This window comes from Megasphaera sueciensis (assembly GCF_050219315.1).
In the GTDB taxonomy this organism is placed as follows: Bacteria; Bacillota; Negativicutes; order Veillonellales; family Megasphaeraceae; genus Megasphaera_A; species Megasphaera_A sueciensis.
In genome coordinates, this window is the sequence record NZ_CP116939.1 from 1158476 (window position 1) to 1172687 (window position 14212).

Annotated in this window: 14 protein-coding genes; 6 read left to right on the forward strand and 8 right to left on the reverse strand. The window is 42.6% G+C overall.

The window, feature by feature from the left end:
* Positions 1 to 19: 19 nt before the first annotated feature.
* Complete coding sequence (locus tag NXG62_RS05525; protein WP_427113958.1) at positions 20 to 1072, reverse strand: NADH:flavin oxidoreductase; 1053 nt, start codon at positions 1070 to 1072, stop codon at positions 20 to 22.
* 359 nt (positions 1073 to 1431) lie between these two features.
* Between NXG62_RS05525 and NXG62_RS05530 the strand changes: the two genes are divergently transcribed.
* The 4 genes from NXG62_RS05530 (at position 1432) to NXG62_RS05545 (ending at position 3026) form a co-directional block, all read left to right on the forward strand.
* A complete protein-coding gene (locus NXG62_RS05530; protein ID WP_427113959.1) occupies positions 1432 to 1686 on the forward strand; it encodes a hypothetical protein in 255 nt (84 codons plus the stop codon).
* A complete protein-coding gene (locus NXG62_RS05535) occupies positions 1641 to 2237 on the forward strand; it encodes an ATP-binding protein (RefSeq protein WP_427114245.1) in 597 nt (198 codons plus the stop codon). The genes NXG62_RS05530 and NXG62_RS05535 overlap by 46 nt, the downstream gene beginning before the upstream one ends.
* Positions 2238 to 2411: 174 nt before the next feature.
* Positions 2412 to 2825, forward strand: a complete 414-nt coding sequence (locus NXG62_RS05540; RefSeq protein ID WP_427113960.1) for a SoxR reducing system RseC family protein — start codon at positions 2412 to 2414, stop codon at positions 2823 to 2825.
* A 24-nt stretch (positions 2826 to 2849) separates the two neighbouring features.
* A complete protein-coding gene (locus tag NXG62_RS05545; protein ID WP_427113961.1) occupies positions 2850 to 3026 on the forward strand; it encodes a hypothetical protein in 177 nt (58 codons plus the stop codon).
* 171 nt (positions 3027 to 3197) lie between these two features.
* Here NXG62_RS05545 and NXG62_RS05550 read toward each other — a convergent pair whose 3' ends face one another.
* Together NXG62_RS05550 and NXG62_RS05555 are read right to left on the reverse strand one after the other, a co-directional pair.
* Entirely contained in the window at positions 3198 to 4046 is an 849-nt protein-coding gene (locus NXG62_RS05550; protein WP_427113962.1) for a formate/nitrite transporter family protein, read from the reverse strand.
* Positions 4047 to 4260: 214 nt separating this feature from the next.
* Entirely contained in the window at positions 4261 to 5025 is a 765-nt protein-coding gene (locus tag NXG62_RS05555; protein WP_427113963.1) for a 4-hydroxy-tetrahydrodipicolinate reductase, read from the reverse strand.
* Positions 5026 to 5562: 537 nt separating this feature from the next.
* Here NXG62_RS05555 and NXG62_RS05560 point away from each other — a divergent pair.
* Complete coding sequence (locus tag NXG62_RS05560) at positions 5563 to 6918, forward strand: DUF389 domain-containing protein (RefSeq protein WP_427111229.1); 1356 nt, start codon at positions 5563 to 5565, stop codon at positions 6916 to 6918.
* Positions 6919 to 6948: 30 nt separating this feature from the next.
* Here the strand turns inward: NXG62_RS05560 and NXG62_RS05565 are convergent, their stop codons facing one another.
* From NXG62_RS05565 to NXG62_RS05575, 3 genes are all read right to left on the reverse strand, one after another.
* Positions 6949 to 8232: an SLC13 family permease gene (locus NXG62_RS05565; protein WP_427113964.1), complete on the reverse strand. Its 1284-nt coding sequence runs from the start codon at positions 8230 to 8232 to the stop codon at positions 6949 to 6951.
* Between the two features lie 533 nt (positions 8233 to 8765).
* Positions 8766 to 9290 (reverse strand): YeeE/YedE thiosulfate transporter family protein, encoded by a 525-nt coding sequence (locus NXG62_RS05570; RefSeq protein ID WP_427113965.1) that lies wholly within the window; start codon positions 9288 to 9290, stop codon positions 8766 to 8768.
* A 3-nt stretch (positions 9291 to 9293) separates the two neighbouring features.
* A complete protein-coding gene (locus tag NXG62_RS05575; RefSeq protein WP_427113966.1) occupies positions 9294 to 9809 on the reverse strand; it encodes a YeeE/YedE thiosulfate transporter family protein in 516 nt (171 codons plus the stop codon).
* Between the two features lie 254 nt (positions 9810 to 10063).
* On the opposite strand from NXG62_RS05575, the gene NXG62_RS05580 reads away from it, so the two are divergent.
* The gene (locus NXG62_RS05580; protein WP_427113967.1) at positions 10064 to 10915 is read left to right on the forward strand and encodes a pirin family protein; all 852 of its coding nucleotides are present in this window, start codon (positions 10064 to 10066) and stop codon (positions 10913 to 10915) included.
* A 139-nt stretch (positions 10916 to 11054) separates the two neighbouring features.
* Here the strand turns inward: NXG62_RS05580 and NXG62_RS05585 are convergent, their stop codons facing one another.
* Together NXG62_RS05585 and NXG62_RS05590 are read right to left on the reverse strand one after the other, a co-directional pair.
* The gene (locus tag NXG62_RS05585) at positions 11055 to 11555 is read right to left on the reverse strand and encodes a hypothetical protein (RefSeq protein ID WP_427113968.1); all 501 of its coding nucleotides are present in this window, start codon (positions 11553 to 11555) and stop codon (positions 11055 to 11057) included.
* Positions 11556 to 11770: 215 nt separating this feature from the next.
* Positions 11771 to 13933 (reverse strand): putative bifunctional diguanylate cyclase/phosphodiesterase, encoded by a 2163-nt coding sequence (locus NXG62_RS05590; RefSeq protein ID WP_427113969.1) that lies wholly within the window; start codon positions 13931 to 13933, stop codon positions 11771 to 11773.
* Positions 13934 to 14212 lie beyond the last annotated feature (279 nt).

Here is a 14212-nt window from a genome sequence, read left to right on the forward strand (position 1 = left end):
CCTTCCTCGCTGCCAGTTTTTAAACGAACGGACAGGCGATGCCTTCTATGTTGCGGCATTGGTTGCAGGAAATACAAGCCGCTTTATCTTGTCCCTGTGCCAATCGGCGGACCAGATCCGGTTCCCGTACAAAAGGCCGGCTCATGGAGACCATGTCTGCCGTCCGGCTTTCCAAAACCTGTTCCATTACAGACCGGGAACGCAGGCCGCCTACCAGAATCACCGGGATATGGACCGCATCCTTGATCATTTTCGCATTTTCCGCAAAATATCCTTCTTTTTCTTCCGTTGTGATTCCGAGCCAAGACAAGGAATTTTCAGGCTCCGATGTGACACCGCCGCTTACCTCGATGGCACATATGCCGAGCTGTTCCAACCGGACAGCAATTTCCACGACATCCTGAATAGGAATGGCCGCCGTACCCAAAAAGCCACCCGAAGAATTCAGCTTGACCATAATCGGGAAGTCCTCTCCTACCCACTGCCGGGATTGATGGACTATTTCGGTAACGATGCGCAAGCGATTTTCCACCGAGCCTCCCCACTGATCGGTCCGAAGGTTCGACTGCGGAGACAAGAACCGAGATAATAAATACCCATGAGCTAAATGCAGCTGTACCCCATCACACCCAGCCAGCTGAGCCCGACGGACAGCCTGCGCATAGCAGCGGATGATTTCCTGTATCTCCGCCTCGGTCAGCGCATTGGTTTCTGCCGGCGCAACCCCCTGGGTCGTTTCCAGCGTCGTCTGCACACCGGCATGAGAAACCTGGAGGACGATCTTTGCTCCATAGGCATGAACGATTGTCGCCAATGCATCATACCCTTCTATGAAAGAATCATCATACACGGCATTTTGTTTCGGAGACGCTTTTCCTCTCGGATATGATACATACGAATGGGCCGTCACAATAAGTCCGACATCATTTTTTGCCAATTCTTTATAAAGCGCATACGAACGATCTGTTAAATACCCGTTTTCATCACCCAGCCAATCCTGCGTAGCCGACCGCACAAATCTGTTTTTGACGGTCATAGAACCGATGGATATAGGAGAAAATAAAATGCTCATAGGATTCCCTTCTTTCTGTTCAACAAAAGATTTTTCAGTTCAAGATCATAGTTTTATTGTATCGGTAATACCCTCCGATAGATGTATTGTACCAAACTCCCCTCCGTGATTGCAACCGTAGTACAATCTCTCCCCCTAACAAATAGTAGTTTCCTCCCTTCACGTAGTATTTTTTTTTCTCCCAACCCCAAAAAACGAATACGTTTTTTACCAAAAATCCCCTTTACTTGGATATCTGGCTATACGCGAATGGTAACGTACCATTTTAAACCGCTGATTATATAATATGAAAACTGCTGAATGAAATTGGCGAAAACTGCTGAATGAGATAAAATAAACATAAAACAGGAGTCGAAAGGGTGTTTGGAGCACTTTGTATAGAAGGACCTAAATGGTGTGGAAAAACGTGGACTTCATTAAATCATGCCGAAAGTGTTGTGTATATGGGCGATCCCACAAATAATTTTCAAAATCGAACGATGTCATTATATGAATCAGGAGATTCCAACGGACAAGTATCTTTAGCAGCGTTGTTTGATGGTAAGCTGCAATACTGTTGCTGCGATCTTTGGCGCGCAACGAATGCACGGTTGCAAGTAATACAAAACTTGTAAAAGATATACAAGAATATGATAATGAATCAATGGATCGAAATACAGTAAGTAATTATTTGGATATCTTTCATCGACTTTTTATTTTAGAAGATCAGCCTGCCTTTAGTCCCAATATCCGCTCTTCCATCCGAGTAGGAAAATCACCGAAACGTCACTATGTCGATCCTTCTTTAGCAGTAGCTGCACTGGGAGTTAATTCCACGATGCTGCTTCAAGATTTAAATACATTCGGATTTTTGTTTGAATCATTATGTGAACGTGATTTAAGAATTTATGCGGAAGCAAACGGGGGCAAACTATTTCATTACCGAGATGAGAAGGATAAAGAAATCGATGCCGTAGTAGAACTGTCCGATGGTCGCTGGGGCGCATTTGAAATTAAATTAGGGGCAAATCAAATTGATAAAGCGGCAGAACAGTTGCTAGCAATGAAGAAAATACTGAAGGAACATGAACCAGCCATTCTTTGTGTTATTTGCGGTATGTCCCATATAGCATATACGCGAAAAGATGGCGTGATGGTAGTTCCCATCACTTCGCTAAAGGACTAATCCGAACGCTCTATATACTTGTATCCAATACCACGCCAAACCCATGAAAGGATAAAAGAAACAAAAAATTTACAATTGATTTGAAGGAAGTATCTTGTATATTTAATTTTTCATGTTATAATGTATACAAAATTAGTATTTATTTAATAAGTAATGTTGAATGAGGTGATTTCTATGAAAACAGAAGTGGGAACCATTACCGCTATCAAGGATAATAATCTAGCCGAAGTAAAAGTCGGCAGACACTCTGACTGTATGGCTTGCGGCGCTTGTCCGGGTGCAGAAAACATCACGATCACAGCCATAAATACGCTGCATGCAAAACTCGGTCAAAAAGTAGAATTTGAAGTACGAGATGCCAACATTGTCATCGGTGCCTTCATATGTTTTGTCATGCCGCTGCTAGCTGCCTTAATCGGGGCCTTAGCCGGTAGATTTGCGGCACTAACTTGGGGCTATGATATAACCCAAGCAGAAAGTATAGGCGGAATCGCAGCCTTTGCCCTGGGCTTAGTAGGCGTGAAGCTCTTTGATCGTTCCCTATCAAAAGCAGAACATACAAAGCCCAAGATCATTGCACTAGTATAATGTGCTTTCGGAGGTGATACACAAATGATGCTCTCAAAGAAACTCATAGGCTTAGTTGCCATAGGCATTCTGGCTCTGGGAATCGGGGTAGGCTTTGCCGCAAATAGTACAGCTGATAGCAACGGACAATCGTACTATTGTGGATACGGCGCTCCCGGTTATTCCTCCGGCCGAGGCGGCTGTATGGGTTGGAACCGATAACAAAAATGGAACAGTAAAAAATGTATACTCATATGAAAAAAAGACACAGCCGGCAGAATCTTGTACTGACCCCCATAAGCTAGATTTTTAGGTCTAACTTTATGGGGTCACTACATCTGCCGGCTGTGTCTTTTTCCGTGCTTTCATTACCGCACAATCCCTACACCCCGCTCAATGATTTGATAATTCACTGCTGACCTGTGCATACACAAGCAGCGTAAACACAAAAGTTCCTCCTATTATATTTCCAATACCCGTAGGCAGTAAAAAAGTAAAAAAATATTGATATAATCCCGCATCGCCATGAAAAACAGCATATGCCATTTCACAGGAACCAACAACAATATGGGCAAAATCTCCTAATGAAATAAAATACGTAAAAAATAAAATCATAAAAAAGCTAAAACTTCGTGACATCGGCATCATCCACACCACAGCGGCAATCAAAATTCCCGCCGGAATACCGCGAATTATATTTTCCATAGGTACCATATGGACCACATGGACAGCGATCTCATGCAATTGTACCGCCACATCGGCAGAAACCAATAATGAATTCGACAAAAAAGCCGCCGCCAGACAGGTACCTAGTAAATTAGACAATAACACAATTCCCCAAAGCCGTACCACCTGAATAAATTTCTTCATAGATCGTTCATAAAATAAAGGAACAACAGTAGTAATGGTATTTTCGGTAAAAAGCTGCATCCGTCCCAGGATGACAATAATAAATCCAACGGTATATCCCAGACTAGCAATAAGATTTCCCCAAGAAACAAACGACGTATGCTCCATCAAGACCGCTTTAAATAAAAAAGAAGAAGAAATAACAATACCCGCAGCGATTCCGGAATAAACCAAGGCCTTCGTCGATCGATGCAATTCCTCTTCTCCATCCTGCCGAATAATTTCAAACAATAAATCCGGAGATAAACGCTCATATTCTTCTAATACTACTTGTTTCTTACACTCTTTTCTCATTTCCGGATCGTTGATATTACTGCATGAAAACCTATCCATCAACCAATCACCCCCATCTATACTATATGTTCCCATTATACTATTTTTTTCGAAAAGAAAAATAGTAAGAAGCCTTTATTTAAAAAAAGTGCTTCCCTATATACAGAATGATATATTGGACATAGGAGAAGCACGTTATGCACTAACACGTTTATACTATTTTTCAACTATACGCTCCATACGGCACACCGCTGCGCGCCATCCTCTACGGATATCAATACACCGGTACATTTTCATGGAACATCTTCAAAAGAAACTGCTCCATGCTATATAATCCCGGCTGCTGATGAACAATGCGGTTGACCGCAAAAATAGCGCCCTGACCGAAAGCAGCCCGATTTGTGCTCTCATGGCTGATACGGATCGTTTGATTAGGAAGACCGAAAATAACCATATGCTTGCCGATTGTTTTCCCTACGCGGATAGAATGAATCAAGGACGGCGGCAAATTCAACATATCCGCTATCTTTTTAGCCGTGCCGGACACGCTCTCCTTCTCCTTAAAATGCTCCTCTATGATCTCAATATCCGCATGAGGAGTTACTTTTTCCAATACTTGGGAAATAATCATCAGCAAATTGATTCCTATCGTTATATTCGGCGAATACAATATGGCAGCCTTTTCCTTGCACGACGTCAAAAGTGCCAAATCATCCGGTTCATAATGTGAAATAGCCGACACCACCGCGGTAGACTCACCTATATAATCCTTGTACAATCGAATCGCGGCACTCGTCGAAAAATCCACAATAACATCCACAGGCTTTTCCTTAAAAAACGTCTCAGAGAGGTCATTAATACTATATATAGGCCCCTCATCCACATGAAGACGCAAAACCTGCCCAGCAAATGCCGGTTCTGAATTCGGTGACTTTTTAATAACCCAAACCAACTCCATATTCGGCTCATGGATAAGCTCTTCTGCAACAAGCTTTCCCGTACGGCCAAATCCAAAAAGGCCCACTCTGATTTTTTCCATAATAACCTCCTTTATCATAATAAATTGATACAAAAAAAATAAATGGCACCTTTTAAGTATACCATATATATATCGCAGATTTCGATACTATAACAAAATAAGCATAAATATTTTATTATACTCTTATAAAATGCAAAAAAACAAGAAATTTATTAAAATATAAGGAAATAATACACCTGCATGTATAAAAAAATAATTCATTTTTACGCTTTTTAAAAATTTGAAACGGACAAATTCTATTTTTATGATTTTAAATCCACTGCCATACTCCGTATGAATATGCCCATATTTTTTTATTATATATACAGATACCATGCCATTAGCACACATTATTCTGGCAATACACCGTCGTAACACCTTATAAGTTTTCTTTGCCAATTCTACTTTCAATTTTCATATCCCATATACATGCTGATTGTCATTCAATACGTGTACCACACATAGCTTTTTTCTCCATATAATTCACCGGATATACTGTATAATGCAGCGGTATGCTATAATACAATTATACAGAAATAAGAATAAGGCGGTGATAAGATGACAGACTTATTTGACTTAAGAAAAGACAGTGCCTCCATGGAAGAAATATACAATCGGATTGGAAAAGACTCTACAGTACAAGGTCCCAATCTAGTTATTTTAGTAACAGCTATTTTAATTGCCTGCGTAGGATTAAATATGAACAGCGTTGCCGTTATTATCGGAGCCATGCTCATATCCCCGCTCATGGGAGGTATTGTCGCCATCGGGTACGGAATGGCAACATATGATATCCAGTTTATTAAACAATCCGTTATTAAACTAGGATTCCAAGTCGGTTTCGCACTACTTGCTTCAACCATATACTTTTCACTCACACCTATTTCTACTCCCTCTTCAGAATTAATCGCCCGTACCTCTCCCACTATCTGGGATGTACTAATAGCCTTATGCGGGGGTATTGCCGGAGCCGTTGGAAATACGAGAATAGAAAAAAGCAACGTCATACCCGGTGTCGCAATTGCCACCGCACTTATGCCGCCTTTATGCACAGCCGGTTATGGCATTACCATGCACTCCTTAAATTTTTTTGGTGGAGCTATTTACCTGTTTTTTATCAACGGTTTCTTCATCGCGCTGTCAAGTTTTTTGATTTTCAAAATACTGCGCGTGCCTGTAAAAGATGGAATTGGACGAGAACATTTTAAACGGCAGCAAACACTTCTATGGATTATCGGAATTCTGATTACTGTCCCCAGCATCTATATGGCCTATCAATCCGTAGATACCAACATAGCAGACGCTCAAGTAAAAAAATTTATTTCTAAGGAAGCTGACTTTGATACATCCAGCATTGTCTCATACCAATTTGATAATGGAATACTCACGATAGACCTGATCGGCATGCCACTAACCAATACCCAAATTACCAACCTAAAAAAATCTATGAAACACTACAGCAAATTAGACAATGCAGAACTACGAATCGTACAAGACAACAGTGGAGATTCACTAAACAAAGAACAAATACAGCAAATCATCAACACAAAAATAAGCAATGAAACCAAAGATGATAATGGAAAATCCTATAAAGAACTCGCCAATCAATACTATCCGGACTACAGACGAACAATCAACGATCAAAAAGTTATTCTGGCTCTCAAAGAACAAGCTCCTACACTCTTTCCGGAAATAATAAACATCCAAGGCGGCTCGATTGCCAGCATAACAGAACAACAAACCATAACGTATCAAACCTTTATTGCCTTTATCACTGTAAAAGAACAAATACCGCCAGCAGATGCAGAAAAATTAAAAAACTGGATCAGTCAACAAATAAAAATACCCGTCATACTATATATATCCCTCCCAAACAGTAATGAACAAGAGGTATATGGAAACGGAATCGAATAACGCAGAAAAATTAGGTCTTCCTCTACCATCCTACAAATACCGCCAGTATACGTATACGCTGCTAATGAGAACGGACAAAATCGTTATGGGAAACGCAATTTTCATATATCCCATAAAGGAAATCTGCTTTCCTCTCTTAGCCGCCATAGAGGCAACAACAACATTGGCACTGGCCCCGATCAGCGTCCCGTTCCCGCCGAGACACGCGCCCAAGGACAGCGACCACCACAGCGGATCCAACTGCGTGATTCCCAAATTCCCCATATCCCGGATCAACGGTATCATCGTCGCCACAAAAGGAATATTATCTACAAAAGCCGATGCAATAGCGCTCATCCAAAGCACCAGCATCGCCGCAGCCGTCAGATTCCCTTGCGTAAGCTGCATCGCTTTTACAGCCAAATCTCGGATAACGCCGGTTTCCACCAACCCGCCGACCAAAACGAAAAGTCCGGCAAAAAAGAAAATCGTAGTCCATTCCACCTTGCTCAACACCTTGACAATCGTCCCTTCATCGCGCGTGCAGCTGATGAGCAATAACAGTCCGGCTCCCGTGAGTGCGACCGTCGCGGTTTCCAAATGAAGCGCCGTATGGAAAATAAAAAAGGCAATCGTAATACATAATACGAACAGGCATTTTTTCAGCAGTCCCGGTTGACTGATCTGCCTGCGCGCCTGCAGCTTCATGATCTGATCCTGCAGCGCCGGTGTCGTGTGCAGCTGCTTCCGATAGACAACCACCAACAGCACCATCACGACAACAAAAATAAACAAGTTGATCCCCATGACGTTCCCGATAAAATCCATAAAATCCAAGCCGACAGCACTGCCGATCATAATATTCGGCGGATCCCCGATCAATGTCGCCGCCCCGCCGATATTCGACGAAATAATCTGGGAAATCAAAAAAGGCTTGGCCTCCATATGAAGCTGTGTTGTAATACTGAGCGTAATGGGCACGATAAACAACACCGTCGTAACATTATCCAAAAAAGCCGAACAAAGCATGGTAAGCGTAGACAATACTACCAGCAAGGCTACCGGTTTAGCTTTGACCTTCTTTGCCGACCAAATAGCCAGAAAATTAAAAAGCCCTGTTTCCGTGGTAATATTGACAATGATCATCATCCCGATCAAAAGCCCCAAGGTATTGAAATCAATATACCCGATAGCCTTCTCCTGCGTCAAAATCCCGCAAAGGATGACCAGTATCCCCCCCACAATACCCACAATCGTACGATGAACTTTTTCAGAAACGATCATCACATAGGCAACCAAGAAAATAATGATCGCCATCATTGTTTTTATTTCCACCGCTTCAACACTCCTTCCGGCATACTCATGCCTGCAAAAAATCAAATACACAACAGGCAGATACCAAAAGAGGGCCTATCCCAGCCCTCTTATACCTTACACTGTTCCTCATATAAATTAAGTATAACATACGTCTCGTTTTCCCTTCAATACCCCTTACAATTCTGACGATATTCTGTTTTTAATTGACTAATTTCAGCATCTAAATAGCCACCACTCCTATCCTAAAAAATGGTGGGATAGGAGCGGCATCGCATGAAAGAAATTTGCGGGTTTCTGCAAAAATGTTCAATAGAAGTTGTAAAAACAATGTGACAGGCGTGTAATCATATTGAAGAAAATTACGGGTTTCTGCAAAAATATTCAATACAAGGAGGACGTGTGACATGGAAATGTAACTACTATGCCATACTTCAACATATGTCATTCCCCTACAGGATTTCGGTGTATATACACGATGCATGCCCTTGCCAATCTTCCCACCCATCCCACCTTGTCAGCTAAATGCGACAAAAAAACATCGTTCCTCTCTCTTACAACCCCTTCTTTTCAAACCAGCGGAACAACAGTATCACAAACACCGTCATGCAGAAAATAACGACCCAATGGGATACACCCAGCACCTGGGGGATCGTGATCTTTCCATAATTGCCCCACGTCAGTACCGTCTTGGACAAATACGGATAGGCTTCTGCATATAATCCGGCTCCCACCAGCATCCCAGCAATCCCCCACAACGCATCCAGACGGCCTTCTCCCAAAGCTCCTAACGACGTACCGGGACAATACCCCAGCAACGCCCAGCCGACACCAAAAATAAGACCGCCGATCACGACGCCGCCTAAAATCGTCGGCTTCAACGACAACTGAACCATCTGAAAATCATACAATACATACACACCGATCATGGCCGTCACAATATGAGACAACATAAATTTCATGATCGTCATATCCTTCAATAACAAGGCCCCCAGTTGCACATCATAGCGGATAACATGACTGCGCTGTAAAAGGAAACCAAAAAGAATCCCCGTAACGATTCCATATACCAGCATCATAAGCTATCCCCCCCTTTTTCCATACAATAATCGAGCCGCAATCAACCCACCGATAAAAAAGCAAGCCAATGCAATATACCCACTCACCGCCAACTGCAAGCCACCGCTAAGTCCATGCCCGCTCGGACACCCATCGGCCAGTCGTACACCAAACATAGCAATAATCCCACCCAAGAAGGCAACTGCTGCTCTCTTCTGTACAGACAGACCAAACCGTTCACGCCAGCGGTCAGGAACCCACTGTATTTTGAAATCCTGATACAAAACGGCAGCGATACACGCTCCCACGGCGATCCCCAGGACAAACATCCATTGCCAATCAATCACGGGCATCTCCTTTAAGAAATATGGCATACTCGCTACCCTATCCGGAGAAAAAATCTGCTCGATCATCCCTGTAGACCGGACAAACGTAGTAGACGCCCCAAAAAACTTACCCACAAACCAAATGGAACCAATAGAAACAAACCCGCTCAATACGCCGCACACATATACATTCCAACCCTTTCGATTTCTCACAGCAAGCACCTCCTGTCTTACAATACCGCACGCATAATTCCTAATACTATATTTATTCTACAATACCTCTTTCATATCCTTTTTTTCTCGTCCAAAAACGGCGAAGTTAGATCTTTTCCTTGCATCTTTCTCCTCCCAATAGACTTCCCGAAAAAATCATTGTACAATAAAAATATATCACAGCACTTCCGAAGTCTGTTTTGGAGTGCCACACATAGCATGAATACAGACCCTACGATAGGAGGCGTTATACTATGGAAAGAAAAGAAAGATATGTCCTGCAAAAAATACAGGGAACTCGTACCGTCGATGGAGCCGGTGTACATCTGGTACGTGTCTTGGACAACCGTACCGTCGGTCCCTTCGATCCGTTTTTGATGCTGGACTCCTTTGACAGTCAAAATCCCGACGAATACACGGCCGGATTCCCCATGCACCCGCATCGGGGCATCGAAACCATCAGCTATGTCTACAATGGGAAAATGGTCCATAAAGACAGCCTCGGCAACGAAGACAGCATTACCGACGGCGAAGTACAATGGATGACCGCAGGCTCCGGCATTCTTCACGAAGAACAAGTCCCCGCCGTCAAGAACCTCTTGGGCGTGCAGCTATGGCTCAACCTTCCCGCAGCGGACAAAATGGCTCCACCCATGTATCACAGCATCAAGCGGGCCGACATTCAGGAAATTCCCTTGCCCTGCGGCAAACTCCGCCTTCTGGCAGGTTCGTATCACGAACACCAAGGCTATCAAAGCCGCTATCTGCCGCTGGACTACTACGACATTCATATGAACCCCCATACGACGGTTACGCTCGACACCGATGCAAACCGGTCAGTAATACTCTTTACACTGGTAGGAAATATATGCATTGGCGGTGAAACCATACCAGAAAAAACAGCTGTCACACTCTCTGCCGGCAACACTCTCACCCTCGACAGCGAGGAAGGCCCGGCACAAATCCTGTACATGAGCTCCACGGCCATTCACGAACCCGTCGCTTGGGGCGGTCCCATCGTGATGAATACACAGGACGAACTAAAAAAAGCATTTTCAGAACTGAAAAACAATACCTTTTTAAAAGAAAAAACTACCTATAAATAAAGACAAAATAAAAAGAGGGCAGCACCTTCCCATGGATGCGCTGCCCTCTTTTTATTTTTCCTTACTGTACGACAAAAAACCAACCGTTCCGACACCTTGCGGTATCAGTCAACAAACCACTCTCGTAAACGGAAACCTATCATGATGATGCTAAAACGACTCCTACGATCGTACCGAGTAAAAATTCGCTGAATCCATCATCTCCATTATCATGATGCCACTGGTACCAATCATGCCATTCACGCGCATGAACTTCCCGCCAATGCCTGTCCCCTTCATGTTCTCTCCATTCGCGGTCATGATCCTTCCATTCCTGCGAGTGTTCACGCCACTGCCTTTTATGGGTATACTGCCACTGCCTGTCGTGCGTATGCCGCCTTTGTCTGTCGTACTCCTGCGATCCCTGTCTGTCGTACTCATGCGACTCCTGTCTGTCATACTCATGCGGCCCCTGTCTATCATGAGTATGCGATCCCTGTCTGTCGTGAGTATTCGGCCTTTGTCGGGTATCGCTCTGCTGATTATGACTATGCTGCCACTGAGATTCATCTTGAGACATGGCATATGTATTCGTTACCCCGATCCCACTCAACGAAAATAAAAAAGTTCCTAAAATAAGCGCATGCACTATGTTCTTCATTTTTAATCACCCCATCCATATGTTTAACAAGTATAGTACTATTAGATACGCTAATTATAAAATATATGTTACGTAGAATCTACCCCTTGGCTTAAAGAGTTGTAAAACTGTGAAAAAAATGTCACATACTTGTTATAATCCATATATCATTTCACGTATCACGGTATCATCACGTCTTGATTGCAAATGACAATAGAGCGACTCCCGCTTGCTATTTAAGTCGATGGCTGTGCTGTTAGTAAAAATTCCATCGCTTTTTCTTCTGTTAACGGTTTACTATACACATACCCTTGAATCACGTCGCAATGATGCACTCGCAAAAAGGCTAACTGCTGCTCTGTTTCGACGCCTTCGGCTACTACTTTTTTATGTACGGCATGAATCATTTGAATGATGGAAGACACCAATTCCTCATCACTAACCGTAGTTCCTATTTTATCAATAAACGATTTATCTATTTTTATCGTATCAAAGGGCAGCTGATTCAGAAGTGTCAAAGAAGAATATCCGGTACCAAAATCATCCATTGCCAATTGCATGCCCACATCTGTCACCTTACGTATTTTCTCAACAATCTTTTCCATAGACATAAAACAGGCCATACAGGCATCTTCTGTAATTTCGATTCCCATATTGCAAAAGGGGACCCGGGTTTCTTGTATAACCTGAAACAACATGTTCACAAAATCATCCATCGCTAACTGCATAGGAGAAATATTAACATGTACACACCCATTCCACCCTTGATCTAACAACCTGCGAGCAAATTGACATGCAGTTTTAAATATCCACGTTCCCATACTGCGAGTAAGCCCGGCCTGACCGATCAATGGTATAAATTGAGAAGGGGAAATACACCCGTAAACAGGGCTATTCCATCGCAACAGTGCCTCAAATCCAATCACCGAGGTATCTGCAACCGCAATCTGCGGCTGATATACCAAAAAAAATTCGTTGTTATCAAAGGCATCATATACCCCTTCCAACAATTGTATTTTCTTAAATGCTGCATCTTGCATTGCCGGTACATAAAATCGGTACTGCCCTTTGCCGTTCTTCTTGGCCTCATGCATGGCATTATCTACATTCTTAAGAATCTCTTCCGTCGTATTGCCATCTTTCGGATACTCCGCAATACCGATACTGGCAGTTAAATGAAAAGAAATCCCTAATATTTCATGCTTTTTCTGCAAAGAACGATGTAATCGTCCCACAATATGCTGTATGGGGTCACGTGTATACGCACCATGTAAAACGGCAATAAATTCATCCCCGCTCATATGGGCCACAAACGCGTCCGGCCCTAATACATCCCGAATACGCTTGCTCATCGCTATGATCAACTGATCCCCGTATTCATGCCCATACGTATCATTGACTATTTTTAAATTATCTATATCAATAAAAAGTACGATCCCCCCCATCATTCCTTTTCGAACCAATTTCATTTCCTGATTCAGCCATTTCCCCATATATCTACGATTCGGAAGCTGTGTTAAAGAATCATAATATGCCATACGTTCAATACGCCGTTCATGCTGTCTCTTCTTTTTCTCTGTATCCACCTGTGTTGTAATATCCCGGGTAAATCCGCAAACATCCTGCTGGCCATCAAGGGTTTTAACCGAAATCCCCTGCGTCAATATATACCGTACCCTTCCATCGGTACGGACAACACGATGCTGCACTTCATTTAGTTTAGCGGAACCCTCTTGCCGTATTTGCTTTCGTATCTGTCTGATTTTCCATCTATCATCAGGATACACGAATTTCTCAATATATTCATCAACGGCAATCCTCGTCGTCCCGCAGGCAGTCGTAATCCCACATATATCGCACAACTCCTGCCCCATGGTAAGCATACTGTTTTCCGTATTATAAATCCATATACCCGTTTCTGGAATGGAAAACGTACTATTTCTGCAGCCTAAGATAAATTGTGCATACATATCGATCAACTCTTGAATCAACTGAATCTCATGGGGATGCAATACCGTCCCTTCCGCAGCAAACGCAATGCCGATGCTTCCTGCCAAGTTTCCCGCATATTGCACGGGAAATACAGCGATATGGCGAATCGTGTCAAAATCCGGATCAGGAATGCGCAGCGGCCACGCAAGATACGGATAAATAACAACCGCCTTTCCGGTCTGGCGCATCTGTCGAAAAATAGGTTGTAATACCCGCTTCATCGAATCACGTTCAAAAACACTTGCCGGAGATTGGACATGACAAACAATATCGTCATGAATACATATACAGGCAAAGTACTGCGCAGTGTGACACGCCTTGACAAGATGTGGAATATGCTGTTGCAGTAAATCATGGATTCCTTTCGTAATAACAGCATCAATATAATGAACCATAGTACATCTCATATCTTCATCGCCCCCGTTATTACTACAAAAAAACAATATACTTTTGTACCATACGCGTTAGACCTGGTATGATATGCTTAATGTATTTCCTCATTGTCCTACATAATATTGTAACCATTATATCATACCCATCAGAATGAATACATAATATTAATTTTCATATTTTACTATATAGTAAGTACATTCAAAAATAGATACCGCCTTATATTATTTAAATATTTTATGATTCATTGAATAATTTCTTAAAATAAATTATAATTTAAATATAAACATATATTT